The sequence below is a fragment of the Mycobacteroides abscessus ATCC 19977 genome, from assembly GCF_000069185.1.
GTDB classification, from domain to species: Bacteria; Actinomycetota; Actinomycetes; order Mycobacteriales; family Mycobacteriaceae; genus Mycobacterium; species Mycobacterium abscessus.
In genome coordinates this window covers 808,388-835,335 of the sequence record NC_010397.1, presented here as the reverse complement: position 1 = coordinate 835,335, position 26,948 = coordinate 808,388, and the positions used below count along the sequence as shown (strand labels likewise).

The following is a 26,948-nucleotide window of genomic DNA, read 5'->3' as shown; positions in this document are numbered from 1 at the left end:
TGATTCAATCAGTCGATAGAAACCTTCTCTGGGAGGGCTGTGACCGACCAAACCGCCGAATCTCTCCGGGCTCCTTACACGATCGAATTCGGGTTCGAACGGACTGTTGGCCCCAAAATCGGCGCCTTCCTCGACGGTCTGCGCGCTGCCCGGCTGTTCGGAGTGCGAACCGCCGGCGGCCACGTGCTGTGTCCGGTGCTCGAATTCGATCCGGCCGATGGCAGTGCCACCGGCGCGCTGGTCGAGCTGGAACCGAAGGGGGTTGTCCTGCAATGGACATGGGTGCCGCCACGGCCCGCGGACGAGTTGGAGACGAGCTTCGCCTGGGCGCTCATCCGCATTAAGGGAACCACCAACTCGATGTTCCACGCTGTCGATGTCGGCGGCAATCCCGCGGCCATGAAGTCCGGGTTGGCGGTCACGCCGCGCTGGCGCACAGACCGCGTCGGTGCGATTACCGACATCATCTGCTTCCAGCCCATCGGTGAACAGTGACCGCGGTGCCCGAACCCGTCTCTTCGATCACCAGTCCATTTCACATGGACTACACGTATGTCGCGGGTACCGGCCGCTCGGTCTTCCTGCGTGGATTGGCCCGCCGGCTGCTCCTCGCGCGCCAATGCCCGAATTGCGAACGTGCGTACTGTCCTGCGCCGCAATTCTGTTCGCGCTGCCTCACCGAACTCGGCAGTCCGTACCCGCTCGATGGGAAGGGCACGGTGGCAACCTTCTGCATCGTCAGCTTCCCCTTTCCGGGCCAGGTCTTCACGCCGCCGTACGCGGTGGCACACATCCAGCTGCGTGGAGCCGACACCAGACTCATGCACATGATCGGCGACACCACGTTGGACAGGGTTCACATCGGAATGACAGTCGAACCGGCCTGGGTCGCCGACGCGGAGCTGGCACCCACGATGCAGAGCATCCGCTACTTCCGCCCGTCCTCGGACGAGGCCTCCCATGCGTGACGTCGCCGTGGTTGCCTTTGCCCAATCCCACTGCACCACTGCCAATCTGCACGACGATATGGCCGAAATACTGCTGCCTGTGGTCCGCGATGCGCTCGCCCAGGCAGACCTGCGCCGTACGGACATCGACTTTTACGCGTCCGGTAGCCATGACTTCTTCGAGGGCCGCACTTTCGCATACATAGAATCCCTCGACGCCATCGGCGCCTGGCCGCCGATATCGGAATCGCATGTCGAAATGGATGCCGCCTGGGCCTGCTACGAGGCGTGGGCCTGGCTCCAATTGGGGCACGGCGACATCGCGCTGGTCTATGGCGTCGGCCGGGGTTCGCTGCCGGCCGACCTCGACCAGGTGATGCCCTCCTCGCTCGACCCCTACTACCTGACCCCGTTGTATCCACATCGTCACGCCATCGCCGGACTGCAAGCGGCCGCTGCCATCGAGGCCGGCATCACCACCGAGCGCGAGATGGCCGATGTGGTCAACCAGTCACTGACCGATGCGCTGTCAAATCCCTTCGCCCTCAAGTCAGGTGCTCCAGGAGTGGAAGCACTGCTGGAGCAGCCGTACATCGCCTCACCGCTGCGCCAGCACGACACGGCAGCGGTCTGCGACGGCGCGGCGGTACTGATCTTGGCCACCGATCAGGTCGCACGCCGGCTGGCCCGGCGGCCGGCGTGGATCCGGGCCATTGATCACCGGATGGACACGCACTACCCCGGATCACGCGACCTGGCGGTGCTCGAATCGGCCCGAATCGCCGCCGAGAAGGCCGCCGTGATGGCCGGTTTCTCGGCCGCCAATGTGGAGGTCGCCGAACTTCACACCGAATACAGCTACGCCGAGCCCCTGCTCACCACGACCTTCGGCATCGAGAACGCCTTGGTCAACCCGTCAGGCGGACCGTTGGCGGGTGCTCCGGCCACCGCGACGGGATTGATCCGCATCGGCGAGTCCGCCCGCACCATCATGCAGGGACGCGCCACCCGCGCACTGGCGCACGCTACCAATGGCCCTGCACTGCAGCACAACCTGGTGTGCTTGATGGAAACAAGCGCATGAGCCGCGGTGTCGCCGTCGTCGGTGTCGGGCAAAGCAAGCAAGCCAAAAAACGTGAGGTGACCATCGCCGCGCTGGTCCGCGAAGCGGTGGACGGGGCGCTGGCCGACGCCGAGCTGACCTTCGGCGACATAGACGCGATCGTGCTGGCCAAGACACCCGATCTATTCGACGGCGTCATGAACCCGGAGCTGTACCTCGCCGACGCGATCGGCGCGCGGGGTCTGCCGGTCACGCGCGTATTCACCGGTGGCAGCGTCGGCGGTCACGCCGCCATCTACGCCGCGCACCTGATCCAGGCCCGGCTGGCCGGACGGGTATTGGTGGTCGCATATTCCAAAGAGTCCGAGGGCAATTTCACGTGGGCACTGTCACGTCCGTTGCCATTCAGTGCCCAGTTGGGAGCGGGCGCCGGCGGCCACTTCGCACCGGTGATCCGGGAGTACATCCGCCGCTCGCACGCACCGGAACATATCGGCTGGCAGGTGGCGGTGAATCACCGCCTCAACGCCACCCGGAACCCCTACGCGCATATCCACAAACCCGATATCACCATCGAGGAGGTGCGCAACTCCCCGATGCTGTGGGACCCGATCCGATTCCTGGAGTCGTGCCCGTCCTCGGATGGCTCATGTGCCGTCGTGATTTCTTCGGAGATGCATGCGCGGCTCGCTCCCCGACCGCCGGCCTGGATTCATGGCACCGGATGGCGCACCGAAACAGGACATTTCGCGGGCCGAGACGAAGTGAACCCGCGCGCCGGACAGGAGTGCGCCGCCGCCGCGTATCGCGAGGCGGGCATCACCGATCCCGGCACCGAAGTGGATGTCTCCGAGCTCTACATTCCCTACAGCTGGTATGAGCCGATGTGGATGGAGAACATCGGTCTGGCACCGGAGAGTTCGGGCTGGCGCGCCGTCGATGAGGGCCACACCGCATTCGGGGGCCGGCACCCGATCAACCCGTCCGGAGGCGTGCTCTCCGGCAATCCGACCGGTGCCACCGGCCTACTCCGATTCGCCGAGGCCGCCCTGCAGGTGCGGGGGCTCGCGGGTGAACACCAGGTCGATGGAGCCAGACGTGCGATAGGCCACGCCATGGGCGGGGCGTCACAGTTCCACGCGTTGTGGGTGGTGGGAAGTGAGAAACCATGAGCGCAGCACGAGAACTCCTTGTCGAACGCGACGGGCCGGTCGTTATCCTGACGATGAACCGCCCGCACCGGAGAAATGCCCTGTCCACCAACATGGTCAGCCAATTCGCCGCGGCCTGGGACGAGATCGACCACGATGACGGCATTCGGGCCGCGATCCTCACGGGTGCCGGCTCCGCCTATTGCGTGGGAGGTGACCTGAGTGACGGCTGGATGGTGCGGGACGGCTCGGCGCCACCGCTTGATCCGGCCACCATCGGGAAGGGGCTGCTCCTGAGCCACACCCTCACTAAGCCCCTTATCGCCGCGGTCAACGGCGCATGCCTCGGCGGTGGTTGCGAAATGTTGCAGCAGACCGACATCCGGGTTTCCGATGAGCACGCTACCTTTGGCTTACCCGAGGTACAGCGCGGCTTGGTGCCCGGTGCCGGATCGATGGTCAGGCTCAAGCGACAGATTCCGTATACCAAGGCCATGGAGATGATCCTGACCGGCGAGCCGCTCACCGCCTTCGAGGCATACCATTTCGGGCTGGTCGGACATGTGGTGCCCGCGGGTACCGCACTGGACAAAGCACGCAGCCTCGCCGACCGGATCGTCCGCAACGGCCCGCTGGCCGTGCGCAATGCCAAAGAAGCGATTGTCCGCAGCGGATGGCTGGCCGAGGAAGACGCCCGTGCCATCGAGGCGAGGCTCACTCGCCCGGTAATCACCTCCGCCGACGCACGCGAGGGATTGGCCGCGTTCAAGGAGAAGCGAGAGGCACGGTTTACCGGGAGATGACCGACACGTCGGCTGAAACAACCATCCTCACAGAGGATTCCACCGACCAGCGACTGCTCAATGCCGCCGAACGGCTCTTCGCCGAACGTGGGGTGGATGCGGTCTCGCTGCGCGCCATCATGGCGGCAGCCGGAACCAATGTCGCGTCGGTGCACTACCACTTCGGTTCCAAGGAACGTCTCATCGAGGCGCTGCTCGACAGGTACCTGGACCAGATAGAGAAGCGCCGGTTCGCCCTCCTGGATGTCGCAGAAACCGCGCGCACACTGCGCGCCATCGCCGAAGCGATCGTCACACCGTTGTCCGAAATCGCCGAAGAAGGTTCGACTGCATGGCTTTCCACGCTTGGCAAGCTATTGATCAGCGGACACCCAGCGCTGATCCCGATGAGCGTGAGCTTCCAGCCGCAGGCCGCGCGCCTGCAGGAACTCATCTTGCGGCTACGCCCCGACGCGACCCTGCCCTCCATCCGGTTCGGGGTCACCCATGCGGTGACGCTCACCTGCGTGGTCCTCGGTGATATCGCGCATACCAATCGCCTGATGTCGCTGAGCGGAACCTATCTGGACGATGGGCAGATGAACGCACAACTGATCGACATGGTGACGGCGATCTTGGCCGGGCCTCCGGACGAGAGTTAGCCGCGCCCTTCCCGGAACGCGTCAAAGGATCGACGCAGTTCTCCGGTGGCAGTGCACATCACCTGCGTTCTATTCTCCAGATCCAGCGCATGCCGCAGGCTCGGCGCATCCACCGTCTGCCACATCGTCTCCTTGGTCATCCAGACGGCCAGCGGCGAGTGAACGGCGATCTCCCGGGCCTTCGACAGCGCCGCATCCAGAAGTTCCTCGGCGGGCACCACGTCGAAGACCAGACCCATGCGGTATGCCTCCTGCGCGTCAAACACACGGCCCGTCAACATCAGCTCGGCAGCACGGGCGGCACCCACCAGTCGCGGCAAGTGATAACTGGTGCCCATATCGCAGTTGGAAACCCCATGACGAATAAACACTGCGCCGAAAGATGCTGCGGGACTGGCAAAACGGATATCACAGGCGAGGGCCAGGGCAAAGCCGCCGCCTATCGCGTGCCCGTTGACGGCCGCAATGACCGGCTGCCGCATCCGGTGTATCCGCTCGAATAGAGACGCCATCAGCTCCTGCGCGGCGAGCGTACGCACCAGCTCGGAGTCGGTGGCGGCAAGCAGTGCGGCTGTGGAGGTTACCCCGGCGCTGGTGAAATCACTCGGTAGCGACTTCAGATCGGCTCCCGCACAAAAGGATGCGCCGACGGCGGTGAGCACCACCACACGAACCTTGGGATCTCCATCGATGCTCTCGATCACCGCATGCAGCTCGGCCACCGTCTGCGGGTCCAAGGCATTGCGACGTTCCGGACGATCAATGGTGACTACCAGGATTCCGTGTTCCCGCGGCTCGACACGGATCATCGGGCCACCAGCCCGCCATCGGCGATGATGGTCTGGCCGGTGATGTAACTGCCCGCATCAGAGGTCAGAAGGAGTGCGGTGCCTACCATTTCGTCAGGCAATCCGAGCCGTTTGAGGTGGTTGGTGTTCGCCATTCGCTCCACTTCAGCCGGTGGCGTCTTGCGCACCATATCGGTGTCGATGGCACCGGGCGCGAGCGCGTTGACGCGCACACCGCGCGAGGCGAGCTCGGCCGCAGCCGAGCGGGTGTAGGAGACGAGAGCGGCCTTGGCGGCCGAGTACATGGACACCCCCTGACCGAACATGAAGGCCCCCACCGAGACCACGTTGAGTACCGCCGCATGCGGACTGGCCACCAGGTGCGGCAGCGCCGCCTGCACCAGGAAAACCGGGCCGCGCAGGTTGACTCCGAACGACTTGTCCCACCCGTCTACGGTGAAGGCACCGACCGGTTCAGTAAGGGCATTGGCCGCGTTGTTCACCACGATGTCGATACCACCGAACTCCTCGGCCGTGGCCCGCACCAGCTCTTCGAGAGAATGGATGTCACCGGTATGCGTCGGCACGCCCAGCGCCCGGGCCCCCAGGGAGCGCAGGCGCTCGACCGCCTCCGTACACGCCTCCGGTTTGCGGCTTGCCACAACAACATTGGCCCCCGCACAGGCATACCCTTCGGCAAGTGCACGCCCGATTCCGCGAGTACCGCCGGTCACGATGGCGGTGCGCCCCGTGAGATCGAACAAGCGGGAGAAGGTCTCTCGATTCATCGTTTCCGTTCCTTGTCGCTGTTCGTCTCGTCGAGATGAAGGCCCCGGCCCACGGAACTCGCGGCATCTACCACGTCCAGGATCTGTTCGACGAGTGCATCGTCCGCGGTTCCACGGAGCACGCCGTGATAGACGGCCATACCCACGATGGTGTCGAAGAGCGCGTCCGCGCCCGGTTGGTCGGCGCGTTCGCCGGATCCGACGGCCCCGGCGTGAGCCCGGCGGAATGCCTCACGCAGTGGCATTTCGGTGCGCTCGGCCAAAACCACGTATTGGCTCGGTTCGCGGTAGTACTCGACCAGTAAGCCAGGCATCGCCGCGCGCGTCGCCGGATCGGCGAAGTACCCGACTACCGCGCGCACCAAAACCGGTAAGTAGTACCGGAATTCGCTGGGCGCTGCCAGCTCCTCCGGCCAGGGCCGATCCGCGATGGCGCTTTCCACCATGGCGGCCTGGGTTGGCCAACGACGGTAGATCGTAGGGGCGCCGATTCCGGCGGCCCGCGCCACGGCGGGGATGGTGGTGCGTTGATACCCGTCGGCGGCCAGCATCCGGCGCACCGTCTCGCGCACCGCGTCATCCTTGTCCGGGTCGCGGGGGCGTCCGCCCTGTCGTTTGTCCACTCTCCGCCCACCCCGCTAGTTTCGATATCAACAATAACGATACTAGCGGGGCGTATGAGAGGGAAGGCCCTACCGATACGTGGCGAGAACCTGCTTGCGCAGCCCATCGGTCGCGGTCTCCATGGCGCCCTTGATGGCGCGTTTCAGCACAAACCCGGGAAGCGGGATCAGCGGGTCAACCGTCAACTCAAACTTCACGTGCGTCTTGTCGCCCTGGGGAGTGAACGTGTACTTGCCGTCTTGGCGGCGCTGTTGACTGGCCTTGACCAGCGTCCAGCTGACGGTGTCCGGACCCCAGGTGTACGCGACGGTCTGTTCGTCCGTGATGCCCGCGGTCTTGACCTTCATCGTGACCTGGTGCGGGCGCCCATCCTCCCCCGTCGTCAATACCGTGGAACTTTGGTGTGCCGAGGACCATTTCGGCAGCACCTCAAAGTCGGCGATGACATCCATGATCTGTTCGGGAGTCGCTTCGATGACGATTTCCCGGGTGTCGCTAGTGGCCATGATCTGACCCTAGCGACCCGCTGAGAGGCTGGGGTAATCAATGTAACCTTCCTTGCCCGGGCTGTAGAAGGTGGCCGCGTTCGCTTCGTTAAGTTCAGCGCCCAACAGCAGCCGATCGATCAAATCTGGGTTGGCGAGGAATTTACGCCCGAGGGCTACTGCATTGACAGCGCCTGACTCGACCAACCCCTCTAGAACGCAAAATTCCGTCTCGGTTTCCGTGCTGGAATTCAAGACCAGATTGTTCGACCACATAGCTCCCATGGCCCGGAGCTCTACGGCACCTGGATCGATGACCACATGTAAGTAGGCCAGACCCAATGGGTCAATACGCTCCAGTAACGCCGCATATGTGGACACGGTGTCATTCTCGTGCATATCGCCGGCGCTCGTTCCCGGCGATATGCGCACACCCACTCTGGTAGGACCAACTTCTGCGGCAACGGCCTCGACTACCTCGGCGGTCAGACGGGCCCTATTCTCCGGCGATCCGCCATAGATATCAGTGCGTTGGTTGATGACATCGGACGAGAACTGGTGAAGTAGATACCCATTCGCGCCGTGTATCTCGACACCGTCCAAACCGGCGTCTATGGCACGGCGCGCAGCGGCACGAAAATCGTCTACGATCTCTGCGATCTCGTCTATACGCAACTCCCGTGGAATCACTAAGGGCACCTTGCCTGAAGGCGTGTGAGTGGTCATCTGGGCGGCAACCGCCGACGGTGCAACCGGCTCAAAACCTCCACTGACCGCCGGGTGGCCCAACCGCCCCACATGCCAGATTTGCAAGAACATCTTGCTGCCCTCAGAATGCACTGTCTCGGCGATTTCAGCCCACTTGTGTTGGTGTCGATCGGTGTAGATGCCGGGTGTATTCATATACGCGCCGTTGCCAGCCTGGGAGATCGCAGTGGCCTCGCTGATGATTAGGCCAGCGCTCGCGCGCTGGCCGTAATAGACCGGCGCAAACTCTGATGGGGTGCCATCTCCTTGTGCCCGCGAACGCGTCATCGGCGCCATCAAGATTCGATTGGACGCAACAACCTCGCCCATACGAATCGGTTTGAGGAGAGCAGCTTGTGGGTCCAGGGTAAATGCCATATCCGTATAAGCTTTCCTGGCTTGCTTTTCTTCCTTCGTACTTTTTAATACATCACTGTTTGCCGCAACGCCACTACGGCACACATACTCTACAACCCCTGTTCACACACTAAAACCACCACAATGCGCACTCACATAACAAGACGATCTATGACGTACGACACAAACCTGACGGTAACCGTGGATACGACACAACCTAAGCCTTTGTCATTTTTCTGAAGGCTAGTATTCGGTTAAGGATATTCGCCACCACAGCCTGCCAATATTTGACGCTACATGCCAAGCTATTTCACACTCAACGTACGCCATGATCGACCTAATCATCAATCGCCGAAGATCTCCTCATCTTCACCATGGCATCACATCTGATATTGATATTTAGCTTTTGAGTCTTCTAATCCTAGATGTCACAAATAACTAGGCAGCCGATGTGTACATCCGAAACATTCTTAGCCTGACTCACGGTAGGTAAACCGGATAGTCCGTATACCCCTCACGTCCGCCGCCGTAGAAGAATTCCTTCCGCGGCTCGTTCAGCGGTAGTTCCATTTCCAGCCGTCGAGGCAAATCCGGATTTGCTAACGCCAGCGCTCCAATGGATTCGATGTCAGCTAAACCAGTCGAAACATCTTGGCCAATATATTCGGCAGGACGTCCACCTCTATTGACGATCACTACACCATCATAAGCCTCACGAAGCCGACGCAACAGTTGATCATCTTTATCCGTAGTAGGCCGTAGAAACGCTATGTGAATATATACCAGCGATAGTTCAGATAGCTTTTCCGCAAGTTGAATGTACTCGTCGACATAGTTGTCCCCCTCTTCAATTTCACCTATCTCACCTCCGGGCGAGAGACGAATCCCTGTCCGTTCGGGCCCAATTTCCTCTGCCACACGTCGCGCAACTTCAATCACAAATCTCTGTCGATTCTCCACGCTTCCACCGTAACCATCAGTGCGCGTATTAGTGTTCGGAGCCAAGAACTGCTGCAGTAGATACCCATTTGCACCGTGCAATTCCACACCGTCCGCCCCTGCATCAATCGCCGATCGCGCAGCAAAAACAAAGTCATTTATCGTTTCTTCAATGTCAGAACTAGATAGCTCTCTAGCGACCGGTATCTCTTTCATGCCCTCCGCAGTGAACATTTTGAGCTCGCGTAATGGTACCGGAGAAGGCGCCACAGGGTATGTGCCATGTTGTGTGTTTAACGGATGAGAAACTCTTCCAACATGCATTAGTTGTACGAATATCCTGCCGCCACCAGCATGGACGGAATCCGCTATGGACCTCCAGCCATCTACGTGGCTGCGCGTATATACACCAGGACTATTCGGATAACCCTGCCCTTCATCGGACGGTTGGGTACCCTCAGCGACTATCAACCCAAAATTGGAACGCTGGCCGTAATACTCTGCGTTCAATGCGTTAGGGGTGCCGTCTGCATTTGCCCTGCTTCGCGTCATTGGTGCTACAGCTAGGCGATTTGAGAGCTCGATTTGACCCAATTTGATCGAATTGAAGATCGTTGGCATAAAACTTTCTCCTTGAGTGTGCTTCTCATTACAAGCATCGTGCTTTGAACACTTTGGTTAGCCACAAACGCTGGGGCTGGAACGGTTATACGATCGGAAATCGCCCGTGAATTTGGGTGCCTTGGTCGTTCATCAACAGTCAAACGATAGAGGCACTCGTAAACCACCACCCTATAACCTTGACAACATTATTGAATAGGCACACGGGTTAATGCAGGATCCCGATCAAATCGGACGCCTGTGGGTATACATAATCGCTCGCCATGCAATAAAAGTTAGCAGTGTATAGCCAAACATTTGGAAAGTAGCAGCGTGGTTGTTGTTGTATTCAGCCAACAATTTCAATCCAAAACCAAGGATAGCGAAGATTATCAGTGCAAGCAGGAATGCGAAGTTCAAGAATACTCTATCCACATCATCGAGGAACTCGCGCCTAACAATACTCGCGATAAAAAGCAGCGCGGCAACTATTTCCAGTCCTCCGGTCGCATAAATCGCTACTACGGTACCGGGGAAGTGGCTGACAAACGTGGGGTTAAACATGTCAATGTACTTAGCCATAACATTATGCCAGTTCAACAGCTTGACCGCCCCAGACAGTCCCAATGTATAAATAAACACAATCTGTATTGAGACCAATCCCAGCCGGCGTACAAGTGAGTCATAACTTTCCGCGGATGACTTTTTAGCCATAAGCCTACCTCAACCAATCCCTTTTTCGCATTGATGTCCTGCTGGATGGCCCGCAATAAATTAGCCAATTCTTTGCTGGAATGCGTTCAACCCATGCAAACAAGCTTTGCAATACCATGATTCTCCAGTGCGGCTATACCTGCCTATTTTTAGTAGCCCCCAACCCGCAGGCTCGAAATTCAAATCATTCAGATGATCTGAATTTGCGCTTTAATGCTTCGTCCACAGATATTGCGCCGCCTCCGGTAAACACTAAAAGCAAGAAAATCCAGCTATAGAGGACCGCCGCGTCGCCATTGTTTTGGATAGGAAAAAGCCCTCGCGGTTGTAAAATGGCAAAGTATGCAAACGCCATCGCTCCTGAAGCGATGAAAGCACACGGTCTCGTCCCAAAACCGATCACTATCGCTCCTCCGCACACCAACTCGATCACTCCAGCCCACCACTGTAAGGTTCCAAAAGGTTGCAGGTGTGAAGTCGATGGCCATCCGAATAGATGTGATGTTCCATACAGAAAAAATAGAAAGCCCACCACCACACGCAATATCGACAGTACAAATGGCGTCATTTCAACCAATTTGTCGGTAATTCTTTCAAGAGTCATCTTCAAACAACCTTTCGATTAAGCGGTGAATCCGCCGTCGATGTTGATCGCGGTTCCGGTGATGTACCAGGCCTCGTCGGATACCAGATAACTCACCAGGCTGGCGATATCGCGGGGCTGACCATAGCGCCCGACCGCGATATTGGGCCTCAGAATGTCTGCCAGCTGGCCGTCCTCGGGGTTCATGTCGGTACCGATGGGCCCGGGCTGAACATTGTTGATGGTTATGCCCCGGGGGCCGAACTCGCGCGCCAATCCACGCGTGAGGCCCGCCACCGCCGCTTTCGTCATGGAATACAGCGACAGGTTAGCTGTGGGAGAACTATCTCCGTTGATGCTGCCGATCGTCACGATTCTGCCGCCCTCGGTGAGGTGCGGTGACGCCGCCTTGATTCCGGCAAAAACCGCACGAACGTTGACGGCCACAATCTCGTCGAAGTCCGCCAAGGTAGCGGTATCTACATCGCCGATTGACAAGATACCGGCATTGTTCACCAGGATATCGAGTCCGCCAAGCTCTTCCGCTGCCTGACCGATGGCCGCGCCAAGCTGGTCCGGATCGGCTACATCTGCCTTGACGGCCCGTGCCCAGCCACCGTCCTCGTTGATGTCGTCCACGACATCGGCGGCCTGTTGCACCGAACTCGAATAGGTGAAGACGACCCGTGCCCCGTCTTCGGCGAGCCTGCGGACAATGCCCGCGCCGATGCCGCGCGATCCGCCCGTCACAAACGCGCGACGGCTCTTCAATGGTGACGTCATGGTGCTCCTTCCGTAGATACATGACTTTCAAGCGGACTGGGGTCCGAAACATTCCCCGTCACACCAAACAGCCGCGGTGTGTACACACCACGGGCATACTCGCTATGTGTCGTCGCCTGACATTCATCCCGATCTCCGCTTGGCAGCCAGGGCATTTCCGCGACAGGTCGGCCTGCCGCGAACCCTCTCGATACTGCGTGCGAGCATTTACCTCACCGATCTGCTGCCCCGGCACGGGGTGCGGCGCATCGCGGTCAACGACAACGTGACGGTCCGGGCACATGTTCCCAAGAACCTCGAAGAACCGTCCGCGGCGCTGTTGTGGATTCACGGCGGCGGCTACGTGATGGGTACCGCACGTCAGGACGACTTTTTCTGCCGCAAGGTGATGCACGAAACCGGGATACCGGTCGTGTCGGTCGACTATCGACTGGCACCCGAGCACCCTTACCCCATTCCACTCGAGGACTGCTACGCCGCGCTGCGCTGGCTGTCCGTGCAGGGATGGATCGATCCGACGCGCATCGCCGTCGGCGGCGCCAGTGCCGGTGGCGGACTGGCCGCGGCGCTTGCGCTCCTGGCCCGCGACCGTGGCGAGGTAGCTCCCGCCGCACAGCTGCTGATCTACCCCATGCTCGACGACCGCTCCAGTGAGCGCACGGATATCGACGGAACAAATCTGCGGCTATGGAGCGGAGACAGCAACCGGTTTGGCTGGGATTCCTATCTGGGCGACGCGGATCGCGATATCGCCGTACCCGGCCGTCGCACCGATGTGGCGGGACTGGCGCCTGCCTGGATTGGCATCGGAACGGCCGACCTGTTTCACGACGAGGATCTGGCGTATGCCGAACGCCTACGCACCGCCGGGGTCCCGTGCGAGCTGGAGGTGGTGCCCGGCGCATTTCACGGCTTCGACAAACTCGTGCCGTGGGCAGGAGTGTCCAGGGACTTCGTGGCAAAGGCGTGCCGCAGCCTGTTGGGCGCGCTGAGCTGACCCGATCTTCGCGGCCGGCTTACACAACTTCCCGTGACATGAACTATCCCAACAGCGCCCGAGCACGGATGGCGATCCACAGAGCAGCCCGGGTGTCCGCAGAGTGCAAGTCACAATCGAGCAACGCCGCGATCCTTGCGATCCGGTTCCTCATGGTGTGCCGATGGACACCGAGATTCAGTGCGGCGGTTTCCATCTGACCGTTGCAGGCCAGGAACGACTCGAGGGTGTCCAGCAGCGTGGTATCGGCCCCCGTGCCGAGCAGGGGCGCCACCGACTGTGCCAGCACTGCGAGTTCGCCGCGGTCGCGGCCGCCGAGCAGGACGCCGTAGATATCGAGCTCATCAAACTCCGCTATTCGCCCGTCCGGGTGGGCACGCGCGACCGACCGCGCCTGGTGAAGCCCCAGCGGCACTTCGTCGAGCCGGACCCGTCTGCTGATACCGGCGCAGATCGTGCGTCCGAGGGCGGTGCCCAGGCTTCGATGAAGCTCCGATGCTCGACCCACGTTCTTGGCCGCCAGCACCACCACGATCTCGCCGGACACCGAGGCCATCAAATACGGGCCTCCCCTGGCCAATTGCCTGTCGATATGCAACTCGCCCGGCAACACCGAGCCGACGTTGCACAACAGCACCACGACGACCTCGGTATCCGGATCGAACCCGAAGTAGCGCAACACACTTCGGTCCGCCGCCGCGGGGTCTGCCAGCAGTGCCCTGGTCACCGCACCCCGTAGTCGCTGCTCCGCGTCCGCGACGCGCGCCGGCTTCTCGAGCTCGATGGCGATCAGCGCCATGGCATGCGAGACGAGCAGACGCTGCGCCGCGGTCAATGCGTCTTCCGAACGCACCGCAAGATAGCCGCGCTCGGCCTTCCCGGCACGGACCGTCTGGATCGTGCAGTAACCGTCGCGATCGGCGACCACCCGGCTGGCATGCTTGCGACTGTGATTCGGGAAAGCGCCGCGCGTGATCTCGGCCAGATGCTCGGCATCATGCCCTGCCTCGGCCAGAAGTGTTCCGTCCGTTGCGGTCACGATCACGGTCGCGGCGAGAGAGCGACTTAGCGCGGACACCACACCGGGCGCACCATCGCGCAGCGTAGCCCGCACAAGCACGTCCTGCTGATCCACCACTCGTTGCACGGCGCGCAATTCGTCTGCCGTCAATTCATCGATCACCGCCCGGGTGATGGCGATGAACGGCGTACTCACCGGCACCTGCAGAATCGGCAAGCCCAGTTCATCGCCCGCCGCGAGGATCCCGGGCGGCACCTCGCTGAAGGTTGTTCCGGTGTCGAATGCCAGCGCGGCCACGTTCTTGCCGGACAGCCTCGCCGCATACTCGTATTGCTCGGCATGGCTCAACCCCACCGTCAGCCCGGTGGTCATCACCAGTTCCCCACCAAATAGGTACGGTGTCGGATCGTTCAGTTCAATCGCATGCGCCCACTTGATGGCCCTGGCAGCGCCCGCCTCGCCAGCGGACAGCACCAGCCCCAGATCAGCTCGCTGAGTCAAGTCCCTGACGGTGATCGGCACGGTTAGACGGTACTCGGCCATGCCCCGACAACTGTCTCATCAGGCGCGCGACTGTCCCAGCCGCGGCGGGCCGTTGCGATACACAACCGGAGTCTTGGACATCGAGATGGGATTGGCCACCTGCGGTTCCGGGCTACCCGGCACCGTCACGGCCACATCGAGCCCAAGACGCTCGGCGAACCGGAACGCCTCCGCGATGTCGTTGATCGGGCCCGCCGGAACACCCACAGCGGTCAAGGTGTCGTACCAGTCGTCGGCGTTCTTCTCCCGAAGCCGCTGTTCCAACACCCGCACCAGCTCGCCACGGTGGCGGACGCGCAACGGGTTCGTAGCGAATCGGTCGTCGCGCGCCAGCCGCGGCATTTCCAGTGCCTGTACGAGCAGCCGGAACTGTTTGTCGTTGCCCACCGCGATCGCGATCGGCCGATCAGCCGTCTCGAATGTCTGGTAGGGCGCGATACTGGGGTGCCGATTTCCGAGAGCCTCCGGTACTACGCCTGCCCCGAGGTAGCCCGATGCCTGATTGACCAACGAGGACAACAACACTGACATCAGATCGGTGTCGACGCGTTGTCCTTGCCCAGTGCGGTCCCGATACGAGAGTGCGGCGAGTATCCCGGATAGCGCGTGTAGCGCGGTCAGCACATCGACCAGTGCGACACCGACTTTGGACGGATGGGCGGCGTCGGGACCGGTGACACTCATCAACCCACCAACGGCCTGCACCAACAGGTCGTAGCCCGGCAGATCTGCCCCTGCTCCGCGTCCGAAACCTGTTATCGCACAATATATCAATCCCGGATTGAGCTGCTTCAGGCTCTGGTAGCCGAGACCGAACTTCTCCATGGTGCCCGCCCGGAAGTTTTCGACCACCACGTCGGCTCTGCCTGCCAACTCGCGTGCCCGGTGCTGACCGTCGGGGCTGGTGAGATCCAGCACAACCGACTGTTTGTTCCGGTTGACCGAATTGAAATACGTTGCCTGGCCATCGGAATCGTAAGGAGGTCCCCACTGCCGGGTGTCGTCGCCAAGTACTGGCCGTTCTATCTTTATCACCTCGGCGCCGAAGTCACCCAACATCATCGTGGCGTAGGGTCCCGCGAGCACCCGGCTGAAGTCGACCACCAGCAGCCCGTCCAGCGCCGCCGCCGTCACATTGCCTCCTCACCGCGCAGGTACACGGTGGTGGTGTGGGTAAAGAACTCCCGCGCGGCCCGGCCCTGTTCCTTGGGGCCTAGCCCGCTCTTCTTGGCGCCTCCGAACGGAACATGCGGGTCTGCGCCAGCGGATTCCGAATTCACATGCAGGATGCCCACGTCCACGTGGTCGACCGCCGATAAGGCCCGGGTGAGGTCTTTTGTGAATATCGCTGCGGACAAACCGTACTCACTGTCGTTCGCCAACCTGAATGCCTCCTCGGTGTCTGCGGCGCGGCGCACCGCCAAAACCGGGCCGAACAATTCCTCGGTCCAGAGGTCCACCGCTCCCATACCGAGTTCCATGATGGTGGGCGCGATGAAGTAGCCGGCGGCCAGGGGGCCGTCCCCGTAGCCGTGCCCACCGGCAAGGGTGACCGCACCCTGTGCGACCGCGCCGCCGATCCCCGCGGTGATCGTGCCGAACGCGGACTCGCTGACCACCGGGCCCATCTGGGTGTCGTCTGCGGTGGGATCGCCGACAACCAGCGCGTCCGCGCGATCCTTGAGCAACGACAGGAACGCATCCGCGATGCCCTCGGTGAGCACCAGCCGAGACGTGGCGGTGCACTTTTGTCCCGTCGAGCGGAAGGCGCCCAGCAGTACCTGCTCCACGGCGAGGTCGACGTCGGCATCGTCGAGAACGACGGCGGCGTTCTTGCCACCCATTTCCGCTTGGACCGGTATGCCCCGCGCCGCCCCTGCCGCCGCAATACGCCGACCGACGCCGGTTGAACCCGTGAACGTGAGGGCATCGACTCGGCTGTCATTCACCATGGCATCACCGACACCTGTATCCCCGACGACGAGGTTCAACACGCCAGGTGGCAGCCCAGCGGCATCAAATGCCTGGGCAAGACGCATGGCCAACAGCGGGACCGTGCTCGCCGGCTTCCACAGCACGGCGTTGCCATATACCAATGCGGGGGCGATCTTCCAGGCCGGTATGGCGATAGGAAAATTGAATGGGGTTATTACGCCCACGACTCCAAGGGGCTTGCGGGTCACCAGGATGTGTTCACCGCGTCGCGGTGAACTGAAGATCTCCCCAGTCTGCCGGTCGCCCTCGTTGCCGTAGTACCGCAGGATCTGCGCGGCCCGCCGCACCTCCGCGATGCCCTCTGCCTTGGTTTTCCCCTCCTCCGCAGCAAGTTCCAGGCCCCAGGCATCGGCGTTACGGTCAACAACCGCGGCAGCGTGCGACAACATCGCGCCCCGCGCGTGCAAGGACATGGCGGCCCAACCGGGCTGCGCCGCGCGCGCCGCCGCGGCGGCCTCATCGAACTCCGCCGGCCCCGCAGCCAGCCCTTCGGCGATGACCCGGTCAGGAAATGCGGGGCACACGCTGATCACCGCCTGGCCGCCCCCGCTGATCCACCGGCCACCCACAAAACTTTGAATCTCATTGATATGCATCGTGATTTCTACTCCACCTGGAACGTGTGGGCTCAGCGGAAGGCTGCCTGGCCGGTCAGCGCTCGCCCGATCGAAAGCAGATGCATCTCGGACGTGCCCTCATAGGTGAGCACCGATTCAAGATTGTTGGCATGGCGCAGGGGCGAGTATTCAAGGGTGATACCGCTTGCACCTAATAGGGTTCGGCATTCACGGGCGATGTTGAGTGCCTCACGCACGTTGTTCAGCTTGCCCAGGCTGACCTGCTCCGGCCGTAACCCGACAGAGTCCTTGATGCGGCCCAGATGCAGCGCCAACAGCATGCCCATGCCCAGCTGAACCGTCATGTTGGCGAGCTTCTCCTGGCTGAGCTGATAGCTCGACAACGGACGCCCGAACACCTCGCGAGTACGCGTATAGTCAAGCGCCGCTTGCAGGCTGTCGCGCGCGGCGCCCAGCGCGCCGAAGACGATGCCGAAACGTGCTTCGTTGAGACAGGACAGCGGAGCCGAAAGCCCCCGGGCGCCGGGCAGTTCCGCCGAATCCGGCAGCCGCACACCGTCGAGCACAAGCTCCGAGGTCACCGATGCCCGCAGGGATAGCTTCTTGTGAATCACATTGGCGGCGAATCCCTTGGTGGCCGTCGGCACGACGAAACCACGCACACCGTCGTCGGTCTGCGCCCAGACTGTGGCGACATCGGCAAGATTGCCGTTGGTGATCCACATCTTCGTGCCGTCGAGTATCCAGTCCTTGCCGTCGCGGCGTGCGCGGGTTCGCATCCCCCCGGGGTTGGATCCGAAGTCCGGCTCGGTAAGACCGAAGCAGCCAATGGCATGACCAGATGCCAACTGCGGCAACCATTCCTGCTTCTGCTCTTCCGAGCCGTACCGGTGGATCGAATACATGGACAGAGAACCCTGCACCGACACGAAGCTGCGCAGACCGCTATCGCCTGCCTCCAATTCAAGGCAAGCCAACCCGTAGCTCACGGCGTTGGTGCCCGCACACCCGTAGCCGTCGAGGTGCATACCGAGCACACCCAGTTCACCGAACTGGCGTGCCAGATCTCTGGGAAGTGTCGCGGACTCAAACCATTCCGCGATGTTCGGACGCAGCTTGGTATCGACGAACTTACGCACCGTGGCCGCGATGTCGCGCTCGTCCTGGTCCAGCCGGCGATCTGTGTCGAACAGCTCCAGCGGGGTCGAGCACATCTCCGGCGACGGGGTTACTGCAGTGGACATATCGAAACTCCTTGGGTCTGGTCTATTCGCAACGTCTTTAGAGGTTCCGGAACGCGTCGCGCAGCACGGCGAGGGCCTCTTGCAGCAGCTCGTCCGGCATGGACAGCGGCGGCAGGAATCGCAGCACATTGCCGTACGTTCCAGCAGAAAGCACCAGCACACCGTTGTCCTGGCAATACTTCAAGATCTGTATCACCGCTTCACGATTCGGCGAGTCGGTGCCCGGCACCACCAGCTCGGCAGCGATCATCGCGCCGCGCCCACGGATGTCTCCGATCAGGCCGGTCTCCGCGGAGATGCCACGCATCTCCCGAAGCAACATCTCGCCCATATCGGCGGCACGCCTGAGCAGGTCGTGGGTCTCGATCTCTTCGAAGACGCCGAGTGCCGCCGCACAGGAAAGCGGGTTGCCACTGAAGGTTCCACCGATACCACCCGGATGCGCGGCGTCCATGACGTCGGCGCGGCCGGTTACCGCAGCCAGAGGCAGTCCGCCCGCAAGCCCCTTCGCGGTGGTGACGAGGTCGGGTACCAGCTGTTCGTGCTCGGAGGCGAACCATGCACCGGTCCGGGCAATACCGGTTTGGACTTCGTCGGCGACCAACAGGATGCCACGCGCCCGGCAGAAGTCGGCAACCATCGCCAAGAATCCGGGCGCCGGGACGATAAAGCCGCCCTCGCCCTGGATCGGCTCCACCACCACACAGGCCACCGCTTCGGCACCGATCTGGTTGTCGACCAGGGACGCGAACTGGCGGAACGCGTCCGAGGCGCAGTTCTCGGCTCCGGACGGCCACCGATAGGGGTGGGCCATGGGTGCCCGGTACACCTCCGGAGCGAACGGCCCGAAACCCCGACGGTACGGAGCCTGTTTGGCGGTCATGGTCATGGTCATCAGCGACCGGCCATGGAAGGCATGATCGAAAACAACCACCGCCGGGCGGGCCGTCGCCACCCGGGCGTACTTGACCGCGTTCTCAACCGCTTCGGCACCGGTGTTGAACAGCGCGGTGCGCTTCTCGTGGTCCCCGGGAGTGATTCGGTTGAGTGTCTCGGCGACCTCCAGGTACTGCTCGTAGGGCGTCGCCAGAAAGCATGTGTGGGTGAACCGTTGAGCCTGCGCGGCCACACGGGCAACCACCGCAGGTGCGCTGTTGCCCACCGTGGTGACGGCAATGCCGCTGCCCAGATCCAGAAAGCTGTTGCCGTCGACATCGACCAGTACGCCGCCGCCCGCCGCGGCGGCATACACACCGGCACCGCTGACCAGGCCGGCTGGCAACGCCGCTGCGCGGCGCTCGGCGAGCTCGCGCGAGCGTGGCCCAGGCACTTCCGTCGCCATTCGTCGCACCTGGGCCACTGCCGGCCCTCCCTGGAGGCTATACACCGAGGTCATCAGCTTTCCTTCCGCTCAAAGTCACCCCGAGCGTAGGAGCGGAACACGGTGGACAGGAATATCCGAATTGGACAAGTCATATATGTTTCATGGCCTTTTTGGACATATGTGACGCACGTCGCAAACGCCAGACTGAGACCACAGCGAAAGAAATACGGAGGGCACCATGACAGCGATCCAATCGCCGGTACTGCCATACACGGCGCACGTCCAGGAGGTCGCCGAACGCCTGACGGGCGCACCGCAGGAGACCGTGCGCGCCGAGTTCCTGGACGACGCGGGGGACGGCACCATACGCGCGGTTATCGCGTGGCCCACCGAAGACATCGCACTGTCAGATATCTGCACACTCTTCGAACATTTCGGCTTGCGGCTGCGTAGGCAACTGCCCTTGGGCCCAACGGGAGCCGGCACGTATTTGTATGAATTCACCTCAACCGCAACACCTCTGGCCGATAGCCTCCGGAATGTCGCGGCCGCCGTCCAGGCCCACGGCACTAAGCACTTCACGGTAGATCCGTTCGCCGCTCTTATCCTGGCTGCCAATATCGGCTGGCGGGACACGGTCTTGTTACGGGCTCTCGCTCGGTTCCTCAAACAAGCGGGGCTCGGTATGTCACACGCATACGTGATCGACAACCTTGCCCAAAGACCGCGATTTGTCGCCGCGCTGTTGGATTACTTCAACGCACGATTCGATCCCATGACGGCGGACCGGGACCGGGCCGTCACCGAGGCCGCACGCGTGCTCGACAGTCATGTCGAGGCCGCCACTACCGTCGATGAAGACCGAGTGCTGCGTGCGTTTGCCACTTGCTTCGGCGCCCTGGTCCGCACCAGCTGGTTTCAGGTCTCGGAAAGCGGCGGCCACAAGGCACACCAGGCGTTCATGTTCGATTCCGCGCAGCTGTCTTTGTGCGGGTCGGTAGTCCCGTATCGGGAGATCTTCGTGGACTGCGACGATATGGAGGGTCTCCACGTCCGCAGCGGAGCGATCGCACGTGGTGGCCTGAGGTTCTCCGACCGGCCCGAGGACTACCGCACCGAGGTACTAGGCCTGATGAAAACCCAAACCGTCAAAAACTCCCCTATCGTGCCGACGGGAGCCAAGGGCGTATTCATCCGCAAGAACCCGGAAATCACTGTCGCTCAGGCATACAGCGTATTCATTAACGGACTGCTCGACGTGACCGACAACATTGCCGACGGCAAAACCGTGCACCCCGCCCATACGGTGACCTACGGTGCGGACAGCAATTACCTGGTGGTAGCCGCCGACAAGGGCACCGCAGCCTTCTCGGACATCGCTAACCATATTGCCGCACAACGCGGCTTCTGGCTGGGCGATGCGTTCGCCGCCGGTGGCACCACTGGCTACGACCACAAACAGATGGGCATCACCGCACGGGGCGCATGGGTATCGGTACGCGATCATCTCACCGAGATCGGGATCGATGTCGACACTGAAGCCGTTACGGTGGCCGGCATCGGGGACTGCTCGGGGGATGTATTCGGCAACGGCATGTTGCACTCGGCCAATCTGCGGTTGGTGGCCGCCTTCGACCACCGGCACATTTTCATCGACCCGGATCCCGATCCTGCCGCCAGTCACGCCGAACGCCGGCGACTGCACACGCAACCGGGCAGCAGCTGGGCCGACTACGACCCGAACCTCATTTCTGATGGTGGCGGTGTCTGGCCCCGCTCTGCCAAAAACATTGTGCTGCCCAAGCCTGCACAGGAACTGTTGTCCGTCGATCGGCAGACCCTCACCCCCGATCAGCTCGTACAGGCCGTGCTGTGCGCGAAGGTCGACCTGCTCTGGAACGGGGGTATCGGCACGTACGTGAAGTCCCATCGCGAATCTCATGTCGATGCGGCAGATCCCGCCAACGACAGCGTGCGCGTCAACGCCGAACAATTACGCGCGCGAGTCATCGGCGAGGGAGGCAACCTGGGCCTCACCCAACGGGCACGGGTGGACTTCGCTCTGCGTGGCGGCAGGGTCAACGCCGACTTCATCGACAATGCTGCCGGCGTGGCCACCTCCGACCGCGAGGTCAACCTGAAAATCGCGCTTGAGTCCGTCTGCCGTAGCGGGCAACTCACCGAAGTACAACGCAACGCTCGCCTGACGGCAGCCGAGAACGATGTCGCCGCGACCGTCCTGTCGGGGTGCCACAATCAGGTCCTGGCGCTCGGGCTCGCGGAGGCGTACGCACCGCGGCTCCTCAATCGTCACGAAAGGCTGATCGAGAGTCTGGAGCGGCACAATGGCCTCAATCGCACAGCCGAGGGGTTGCCGTCCGAATCCGAGATCGCCGCGCGCGCTCAGGACGGGCGGGGACTTACCCGGCCCGAAATCGCCGTCTTGCTCGCCTATTCCAAGAACGTGGTGTGCCAGGAGCTACTCAGCTCCGACATCCCCGATGATCCCGCCTTCGTGTCTGCGTTGTCGGCGTATTTCCCCGATTCCTGGCAGTGCGGACTGCTGACCGACGGCATCACCGAACATCGGTTGGCCCGTGAGATTATCGCCACCCAGATCTCCGACGACCTCATCAACCATGTCGGCCCCGGTCTGATCTACCGGCTCGAGGAGCGGTTCGGCGTACGCAGCCCGGAAGTGGCGGCGGCCTACATGGTCACCCGAAGGCTGTTCAAGGTCGACAGCTTGTGGGAGCATGCGCGACGCGGAGGAACCGTTGGAGCACAGGGACGGTGGCAAGGCCTCCATGACCTGCAACAGTTCATCGAGCACACAGCGGGCAGGTTGTTGCGCCACGCCGGTGGCCGTATCGACATCGCCGCGACCGTCGAGCGATATGCCGCACATATCGACACATTGCGCAGTCATCTGCAAAGGAACGCGCCAGATTCCTGGCTGCGGCTGCGCCGTCAGGCCGTCGACTTGAGTGAGACCGCCGTGCGGCTCGGCTCTGATGTCCGGAACGTCGCGCAAACACATCTGGCACTCGAAGAGGCGCTCGGCATGAACTGGGTGATCAACGCGCTGGAATCACATCACCCTGCCAATTGGTGGGAGGCCATGGCAGCTGATGCGCTGCGGGACGACATCACCGACGCACTCCATCGATTGACGGAGTTTCCACGTCACGTTGACGGCTGGCAACCCATTGCACCTGAGCGGATTTCACGGCTGAAGGAGGTGGTAGCTCGCGCGCGCAGGGATGGGTTCGTAGATGTGCCACGTGCCGCGGCAATCAGTGCCGAGCTGTCGAGCTTGTGCCGCTGGGCCGGCGGGGCCGGCGGCTAGGGCGAAATCGCTCTAGCCACCCGATCTTCAAGGAAACAGTGCCGGGAACGGGTTCGGTCGATCACCGCCCGGTCCACGTCGGCGACAAGGAGGCCCACCCCCTCACCGGCCCGCGCCAGGGCTGTGCCGTCCGGGCCGACGATGGAACTTCCGCCGCAATACGCCAAGCCATCGTGGTTACCGCAATAGTTTGCGTATGCCACATACAGCTGGTTTTCATATGCCCTTGCCGGGACCACGGTTTCGCACACCGCATGAAACGGTTCCATATTTGCGGTGGGCACCACGACAACGTCCGCCCTGGCCATCGCCAATGCCCGAACGTTCTCGGGAAACTCAACGTCGTAACAGATCAACAGGCCGACAGAGACACCGTGCACCACAGCCAGCGGCAGCTGCGGGCCGGGCCGGGTGAAGACGTTCCTCTCCGTGTCGCCGAACAGATGGGACTTTCGATAGTTCAGCACCACGCGCCCCCGCGGATCACAGATCAATGCAGAGTTGTAGATCTGGCCGTCAGAGGCACGTTCTGGGTACCCCACGCAGATGTGCATGTCCGCATCGCATGCGGTCTGCCGGATGAACTGCATGGCCGGACCGTCCGGTGACTGGGCGAGGTCCCGGATATCCCATTCGCCGATGTTGTATCCGGTCAGATACATCTCCGGGAAGACCACGAGCTGAGCATCACCCGCAGCCGCGGCATGGGCTGTTTCGGCGAGCCGGGCCAGGTTCGCTTGTACATCGGCGGCCTGCGACGAGCACTGCACCACCGCCAGCCGTAGCCGCCCGGTCATTCGGGCAACTTCAGCGGGCCGATTTCCGCGAACACATCACCCGGGCCCGGGTTCCGAGTACTCGAGCCACCCCCGAAATGGGTCATGATTCCCCACACCGCGTTCAAGGCGGTCTGCACCGCCCCTTCGGCCCAGGCGGGCGTCCACGAAACATCGTCGCCGGCAAGGAAGATCCCCCTATGTCCGGCCTCATGCTGATCTTGCATGAAGTGCGAATACATCCGGTGGTTGTACCGGTAGTGGCCCGGTAGGGCACCCTTGAACGCCCCGAGGAAATTGCGGTCCGCCTCCCACGACACCGAAATCGGCTCGCCGACGATGTGCTGGTTGATGTCGACCTGCGGGTAGATGCGCTTAAGGGCGTTGAGCGCCATATCCGCGCGATCCTGCGCCGAATACGGGAGCACCTTCATCGCGTCACTCATCCAGGAGTAGGTCAGGCATACCACGGCCGGAGCGTCGTCTCCGTTGTCGAAAAAGTAAGTTCCCCTGGTCATCCTGTCGGTGAGCGTCATGCTCATGGTGTCTCGCCCGGTGACCGGGTCAACATCCTTCCAGAACGGTCTATCAACCAGGACAAATGTCTTGGATGACTGCATGTACCGGGTGCGATCCAGCGCGGTCCACATCTTCTGCGAGAACAATGACTCGTCACAATCGATCTCGGTGGTCAACAACCAAGACTGGCAGGTCGCCAACACGGCCGGGTAATCGCGCGTGACGCCCCACTGATCTGTCACCGACAGCTGCCCGTGCGGGCCGCGCGCTATCCGCTTTACCCGAGACCGGGGAACCCCGCGGTGCAACTTCGCCAAAGTGGTCCCCCGCGGCCAATGGCACATGCTGTCGGGCTCATACGTCCAGAGGCCACGCGGAACCTGCTCGGCGCCACCGACGATAAGTTGTTGGTCCTCATCGCAATTCGTCATCACCACCCTAAGTATCTCCAGCATCGAGTTGGGGAAATCCGAATCCCAGCCTCCGGTACCGAACCCGACCTGGCCAAAAACCTCGCGATGATGGAACGACAACTTAGAGAAGGCTTTTGAACTCGCCACGAAGTCGTAGAAGGTGCGGTCGTCCCATTCGGTGACGAGCTGGTTCCACAACGACTTGAGCGTCACCGCATCGCGTGCCCGAATGGCGTCTTGGACAGGTGTGAAGCTGACTTCCTCCAGCGCCTCCGCCCAGGCCTCGGCTACTTCCTGGAAGATCTGCGGCAATTCATCGATCGCACGCGCGTGGTGTGTCACTCCCTCGATATCGATCACGGTGCTTCCGGCAGCAGGGGTGAGCGGGTTGGGAAATGGTTTGGCCGTCAGGCCAAGCATGTCGACATAGTGAAAGAACGAAAACGACGATGAGGGAAAGCGCATTCCGCCCAGCTCCGCGATGACGCCCTCGGGTGCGCCGTCGAATTGCTGCGAACGCAGCCGGCCGCCGATCCGTGCCGATTCATAGAGCACAGGCCGCAGTCCCAGTTTCATGAGTTCGTAGGCGGCCACCATTCCGGCGATCCCCGCGCCGATGATGGCAACCTCCTGACCGAAAGCGGCTTCCGGTACTTGGCCCAACCCGTCGGGATGGCTGATCCATGCGTCGAACTCAAATGGGAAGTCGGGCCCAAAGATTGAAACAGGCTTGATGGCATTGTCGGCTCCTGGCAGGAGGCTGGTCATTCGTGTTTCCTCGTGTGTCGGGGGCTTCTTGTGGCGGATGGCGTGCAGCCGTTATCCCATGGAGCCGGTCATGATGTGTTTGACCCGTGAGTAATTCTCAAGCGCGAGCGGCGACAGGTCCTTGCCGTAGCCGGAGGATTTGAAGCCACCGAACGGCATCTCCGTGGCGTAGACGCCATGGGTGTTGATCCATACCGTGCCAGCATCAATCCGCTGCGACAACGCGACTGCCGAAGAGTGCTCTGTGGTCCAGATCGATGCCGCCAGACCGTATTCGGTGTCGTTGGCCAGAGCCACCGCCTCATCTGCGCTCTCGAATTGCTGCACAGTGACCACCGGTCCGAAGATCTCTTCGGTGACGATCTCGTCGTCTTGTGCGACGTTGGTCACCACCGTCGGTTCCACGTACAGACCGGGAGCGTCGGCACGCCGTCCGCCGCATTCCACACGCGCCGTCTTGGGGACGCGGGCCAGTAGTGCAGTAATCCTGTCCAGGTGTTCCCGGGTCGCCAACGGTACCGTCCGGCTGGCCAGGAACTCCCGAGTGAGGGCTGCGACGAACTCGTCCACCACCTCGGAGGCAACGATGAGACGGGCGGCGGCCGTGCAATCCTGGCCCGCGTTGTACAGTGCGGCCTCGGCAATCTCGTGCGCGACCGCTTCGACATCGACGTCCCCGAGGACGATGACCGGGCAGTTGCCCCCGAGTTCCAGGTGCAGCACCTTCAGCCCTGCCGCACGCGTGATCTCGTGTCCTGCCCGCACACTGCCCGTCAGCGAGATCAAGGCCGGGATGTGGTGTGCCACCATGTATTGGCCCGTCTCGCGCCCGCCGAATACGGCGTTGACCACACCAGGCGGCAATGTCTCACTCGCTATCGCCAAGAGGGCCTGGACACTGCATGGCGTGGGGGCCGCGGGCTTGAGGACCGATGTATTGCCCATGGCCAATGCCGGGGCGAGTTTGGAGATCGCGGACGCCAACGGATAGTTCCAGGGCAAAATCTGGGCACATACTCCGAGGGATTCGCGTGATGACGTGGAGACAGTGCCCGGCACGTAGCTGCCGGCCAACGGCCCTTGCAGCGCACGCTGGGCCCCCGCCATGAAGCGCATCTCGTCGAGAGCCCCGGAGAGCTCGTCGCTAGCCTGCTCGCGAGTCTTTCCGGTGTTGCGTTGTTCAATAGCGACCAGCTGATCCGACTGAGATTCAATGGCATCGGCGAAAGCAATCAGTGCTATTTGGCGCTCCGCTGGCGTAGTGCCGCGCCAGTTCCGCCACCCCTCGTGCGCCGCCGAGAACGCCGCGTCGACCTCACCGTGGGTCGAGTCGGGCTGAAACTCATAGCCCTCTCCCGTGCGTGGGTCCACGATTTCAGTGCCGTTTCCGTACAAAACCTTGGCCATG

General features: G+C 61.9%; 25 protein-coding genes. 8 read left to right on the top strand and 17 right to left on the bottom strand.

Features of this window, described 5'->3' with window-relative positions:
• The first annotated feature begins 39 nt into the window (after nucleotides 1–39).
• The 6 genes from MAB_RS04410 to MAB_RS04385 are packed head-to-tail and all read left to right on the top strand — an operon-like array spanning nucleotide 40 to nucleotide 4,605.
• A complete protein-coding gene (locus tag MAB_RS04410) occupies nucleotides 40–495 on the top strand; it encodes a Zn-ribbon domain-containing OB-fold protein (protein WP_005113296.1) in 456 nt (151 codons plus the stop codon).
• Nucleotides 492–968, top strand: coding sequence for a Zn-ribbon domain-containing OB-fold protein (locus MAB_RS04405; protein WP_005083333.1), 477 nt, complete (start codon nucleotides 492–494; stop codon nucleotides 966–968). Before MAB_RS04410 ends, MAB_RS04405 begins: the two co-directional genes overlap by 4 nt.
• A complete protein-coding gene (locus tag MAB_RS04400; RefSeq protein ID WP_005083334.1) occupies nucleotides 961–2,031 on the top strand; it encodes a thiolase domain-containing protein in 1,071 nt (356 codons plus the stop codon). Before MAB_RS04405 ends, MAB_RS04400 begins: the two co-directional genes overlap by 8 nt.
• The gene (locus MAB_RS04395) at nucleotides 2,028–3,182 is read left to right on the top strand and encodes a thiolase domain-containing protein (RefSeq protein ID WP_005086688.1); all 1,155 of its coding nucleotides are present in this window, start codon (nucleotides 2,028–2,030) and stop codon (nucleotides 3,180–3,182) included. Before MAB_RS04400 ends, MAB_RS04395 begins: the two co-directional genes overlap by 4 nt.
• Nucleotides 3,179–3,964 carry an enoyl-CoA hydratase-related protein gene (locus MAB_RS04390; RefSeq protein WP_005083337.1) on the top strand — a complete coding sequence of 262 codons (786 nt, stop codon included), beginning with the start codon at nucleotides 3,179–3,181 and terminating at the stop codon, nucleotides 3,962–3,964. The genes MAB_RS04395 and MAB_RS04390 overlap by 4 nt, the downstream gene beginning before the upstream one ends.
• The gene (locus MAB_RS04385) at nucleotides 3,961–4,605 is read left to right on the top strand and encodes a TetR/AcrR family transcriptional regulator (RefSeq protein ID WP_005083342.1); all 645 of its coding nucleotides are present in this window, start codon (nucleotides 3,961–3,963) and stop codon (nucleotides 4,603–4,605) included. The genes MAB_RS04390 and MAB_RS04385 overlap by 4 nt, the downstream gene beginning before the upstream one ends.
• On the opposite strand, the gene MAB_RS04380 is transcribed toward MAB_RS04385, so the two are convergent.
• The 9 genes from MAB_RS04380 to MAB_RS04340 all read right to left on the bottom strand — a co-directional run bounded on the left by MAB_RS04380 (nucleotide 4,602) and on the right by MAB_RS04340 (nucleotide 12,013).
• A complete protein-coding gene (locus tag MAB_RS04380; RefSeq protein WP_005086691.1) occupies nucleotides 4,602–5,414 on the bottom strand; it encodes an enoyl-CoA hydratase/isomerase family protein in 813 nt (270 codons plus the stop codon). The genes MAB_RS04385 and MAB_RS04380 overlap by 4 nt on opposite strands.
• Nucleotides 5,411–6,181, bottom strand: coding sequence for an SDR family NAD(P)-dependent oxidoreductase (locus MAB_RS04375; RefSeq protein WP_005092652.1), 771 nt, complete (start codon nucleotides 6,179–6,181; stop codon nucleotides 5,411–5,413). Before MAB_RS04375 ends, MAB_RS04380 begins: the two co-directional genes overlap by 4 nt.
• The gene (locus tag MAB_RS04370) at nucleotides 6,178–6,804 is read right to left on the bottom strand and encodes a TetR/AcrR family transcriptional regulator (protein WP_005083350.1); all 627 of its coding nucleotides are present in this window, start codon (nucleotides 6,802–6,804) and stop codon (nucleotides 6,178–6,180) included. The genes MAB_RS04375 and MAB_RS04370 overlap by 4 nt, the downstream gene beginning before the upstream one ends.
• Nucleotides 6,805–6,873: 69 nt before the next feature.
• Entirely contained in the window at nucleotides 6,874–7,311 is a 438-nt protein-coding gene (locus MAB_RS04365; RefSeq protein WP_005064383.1) for an SRPBCC family protein, read from the bottom strand.
• A 9-nt stretch (nucleotides 7,312–7,320) separates the two neighbouring features.
• Nucleotides 7,321–8,415 carry an alkene reductase gene (locus tag MAB_RS04360; protein ID WP_005113293.1) on the bottom strand — a complete coding sequence of 365 codons (1,095 nt, stop codon included), beginning with the start codon at nucleotides 8,413–8,415 and terminating at the stop codon, nucleotides 7,321–7,323.
• 459 nt (nucleotides 8,416–8,874) lie between these two features.
• On the bottom strand, nucleotides 8,875–9,954 hold the full coding sequence (locus tag MAB_RS04355) for an alkene reductase (RefSeq protein ID WP_014850276.1): 1,080 nt from the start codon (nucleotides 9,952–9,954) through the stop codon (nucleotides 8,875–8,877).
• A gap of 225 nt (nucleotides 9,955–10,179) precedes the next feature.
• The gene (locus MAB_RS04350) at nucleotides 10,180–10,647 is read right to left on the bottom strand and encodes a hypothetical protein (protein ID WP_012296354.1); all 468 of its coding nucleotides are present in this window, start codon (nucleotides 10,645–10,647) and stop codon (nucleotides 10,180–10,182) included.
• 184 nt (nucleotides 10,648–10,831) lie between these two features.
• Nucleotides 10,832–11,251, bottom strand: a complete 420-nt coding sequence (locus tag MAB_RS04345) for a DoxX family protein (protein ID WP_021268997.1) — start codon at nucleotides 11,249–11,251, stop codon at nucleotides 10,832–10,834.
• An 18-nt stretch (nucleotides 11,252–11,269) separates the two neighbouring features.
• On the bottom strand, nucleotides 11,270–12,013 hold the full coding sequence (locus tag MAB_RS04340; protein WP_005113291.1) for an SDR family NAD(P)-dependent oxidoreductase: 744 nt from the start codon (nucleotides 12,011–12,013) through the stop codon (nucleotides 11,270–11,272).
• 106 nt (nucleotides 12,014–12,119) lie between these two features.
• Here MAB_RS04340 and MAB_RS04335 point away from each other — a divergent pair, with 106 nt between their 5' ends.
• Nucleotides 12,120–13,010 carry an alpha/beta hydrolase gene (locus MAB_RS04335; RefSeq protein WP_005113289.1) on the top strand — a complete coding sequence of 297 codons (891 nt, stop codon included), beginning with the start codon at nucleotides 12,120–12,122 and terminating at the stop codon, nucleotides 13,008–13,010.
• Between the two features lie 43 nt (nucleotides 13,011–13,053).
• On the opposite strand, the gene MAB_RS04330 is transcribed toward MAB_RS04335, so the two are convergent.
• From MAB_RS04330 to gabT, 5 genes are all read right to left on the bottom strand, one after another.
• Nucleotides 13,054–14,574: a PucR family transcriptional regulator gene (locus MAB_RS04330; protein WP_005086694.1), complete on the bottom strand. Its 1,521-nt coding sequence runs from the start codon at nucleotides 14,572–14,574 to the stop codon at nucleotides 13,054–13,056.
• Nucleotides 14,575–14,592: 18 nt separating this feature from the next.
• Nucleotides 14,593–15,708 carry a CaiB/BaiF CoA transferase family protein gene (locus tag MAB_RS04325; RefSeq protein ID WP_005113287.1) on the bottom strand — a complete coding sequence of 372 codons (1,116 nt, stop codon included), beginning with the start codon at nucleotides 15,706–15,708 and terminating at the stop codon, nucleotides 14,593–14,595.
• Nucleotides 15,705–17,165: an aldehyde dehydrogenase family protein gene (locus MAB_RS04320; protein ID WP_005113286.1), complete on the bottom strand. Its 1,461-nt coding sequence runs from the start codon at nucleotides 17,163–17,165 to the stop codon at nucleotides 15,705–15,707. Before MAB_RS04320 ends, MAB_RS04325 begins: the two co-directional genes overlap by 4 nt.
• 32 nt (nucleotides 17,166–17,197) lie before the next feature.
• Nucleotides 17,198–18,361, bottom strand: coding sequence for an acyl-CoA dehydrogenase family protein (locus MAB_RS04315; protein ID WP_005092635.1), 1,164 nt, complete (start codon nucleotides 18,359–18,361; stop codon nucleotides 17,198–17,200).
• Nucleotides 18,362–18,428: 67 nt separating this feature from the next.
• Nucleotides 18,429–19,787, bottom strand: coding sequence for a 4-aminobutyrate--2-oxoglutarate transaminase (gene gabT / locus MAB_RS04310; protein WP_012296353.1), 1,359 nt, complete (start codon nucleotides 19,785–19,787; stop codon nucleotides 18,429–18,431).
• A gap of 166 nt (nucleotides 19,788–19,953) precedes the next feature.
• On the opposite strand from gabT, the gene MAB_RS04305 reads away from it, so the two are divergent.
• Nucleotides 19,954–23,064, top strand: a complete 3,111-nt coding sequence (locus MAB_RS04305) for an NAD-glutamate dehydrogenase domain-containing protein (protein WP_005083365.1) — start codon at nucleotides 19,954–19,956, stop codon at nucleotides 23,062–23,064.
• Here MAB_RS04305 and MAB_RS04300 read toward each other — a convergent pair.
• The 3 genes from MAB_RS04300 to MAB_RS04290 are packed head-to-tail and all read right to left on the bottom strand — an operon-like array spanning nucleotide 23,061 to nucleotide 26,947.
• Entirely contained in the window at nucleotides 23,061–23,861 is an 801-nt protein-coding gene (locus MAB_RS04300) for a carbon-nitrogen hydrolase family protein (protein ID WP_005113284.1), read from the bottom strand. The two genes, MAB_RS04305 and MAB_RS04300, sit on opposite strands and share 4 nt — an antisense overlap.
• Nucleotides 23,858–25,540: a flavin monoamine oxidase family protein gene (locus MAB_RS04295; protein ID WP_005113283.1), complete on the bottom strand. Its 1,683-nt coding sequence runs from the start codon at nucleotides 25,538–25,540 to the stop codon at nucleotides 23,858–23,860. Before MAB_RS04295 ends, MAB_RS04300 begins: the two co-directional genes overlap by 4 nt.
• Before the next feature lie 51 nt (nucleotides 25,541–25,591).
• A complete protein-coding gene (locus MAB_RS04290) occupies nucleotides 25,592–26,947 on the bottom strand; it encodes a gamma-aminobutyraldehyde dehydrogenase (RefSeq protein ID WP_005092629.1) in 1,356 nt (451 codons plus the stop codon).
• Nucleotide 26,948 lies beyond the last annotated feature (1 nt).

Coding starts and splice junctions, on each gene's coding strand:
- MAB_RS04375 (WP_005092652.1), bottom strand. CDS start 6,181: ATGAATCGAGAGACCTTCTCCCGCTTGTTCGATCTCACGGGGCGCACC.
- MAB_RS04390 (WP_005083337.1), top strand. CDS start 3,179: ATGAGCGCAGCACGAGAACTCCTTGTCGAACGCGACGGGCCGGTCGTT.
- MAB_RS04395 (WP_005086688.1), top strand. CDS start 2,028: ATGAGCCGCGGTGTCGCCGTCGTCGGTGTCGGGCAAAGCAAGCAAGCC.
- MAB_RS04385 (WP_005083342.1), top strand. CDS start 3,961: ATGACCGACACGTCGGCTGAAACAACCATCCTCACAGAGGATTCCACC.
- MAB_RS04320 (WP_005113286.1), bottom strand. CDS start 17,165: ATGCATATCAATGAGATTCAAAGTTTTGTGGGTGGCCGGTGGATCAGC.
- MAB_RS04360 (WP_005113293.1), bottom strand. CDS start 8,415: ATGGCATTTACCCTGGACCCACAAGCTGCTCTCCTCAAACCGATTCGT.
- MAB_RS04315 (WP_005092635.1), bottom strand. CDS start 18,361: ATGTGCTCGACCCCGCTGGAGCTGTTCGACACAGATCGCCGGCTGGAC.
- MAB_RS04355 (WP_014850276.1), bottom strand. CDS start 9,954: ATGCCAACGATCTTCAATTCGATCAAATTGGGTCAAATCGAGCTCTCA.
- MAB_RS04380 (WP_005086691.1), bottom strand. CDS start 5,414: ATGATCCGTGTCGAGCCGCGGGAACACGGAATCCTGGTAGTCACCATT.
- MAB_RS04295 (WP_005113283.1), bottom strand. CDS start 25,540: ATGACCAGCCTCCTGCCAGGAGCCGACAATGCCATCAAGCCTGTTTCA.
- MAB_RS04330 (WP_005086694.1), bottom strand. CDS start 14,574: ATGGCCGAGTACCGTCTAACCGTGCCGATCACCGTCAGGGACTTGACT.
- MAB_RS04365 (WP_005064383.1), bottom strand. CDS start 7,311: ATGGCCACTAGCGACACCCGGGAAATCGTCATCGAAGCGACTCCCGAA.
- MAB_RS04300 (WP_005113284.1), bottom strand. CDS start 23,861: ATGACCGGGCGGCTACGGCTGGCGGTGGTGCAGTGCTCGTCGCAGGCC.
- MAB_RS04345 (WP_021268997.1), bottom strand. CDS start 11,251: ATGACTCTTGAAAGAATTACCGACAAATTGGTTGAAATGACGCCATTT.
- MAB_RS04340 (WP_005113291.1), bottom strand. CDS start 12,013: ATGACGTCACCATTGAAGAGCCGTCGCGCGTTTGTGACGGGCGGATCG.
- MAB_RS04350 (WP_012296354.1), bottom strand. CDS start 10,647: ATGGCTAAAAAGTCATCCGCGGAAAGTTATGACTCACTTGTACGCCGG.
- gabT (WP_012296353.1), bottom strand. CDS start 19,787: ATGACCTCGGTGTATAGCCTCCAGGGAGGGCCGGCAGTGGCCCAGGTG.
- MAB_RS04400 (WP_005083334.1), top strand. CDS start 961: ATGCGTGACGTCGCCGTGGTTGCCTTTGCCCAATCCCACTGCACCACT.
- MAB_RS04290 (WP_005092629.1), bottom strand. CDS start 26,947: ATGGCCAAGGTTTTGTACGGAAACGGCACTGAAATCGTGGACCCACGC.
- MAB_RS04305 (WP_005083365.1), top strand. CDS start 19,954: ATGACAGCGATCCAATCGCCGGTACTGCCATACACGGCGCACGTCCAG.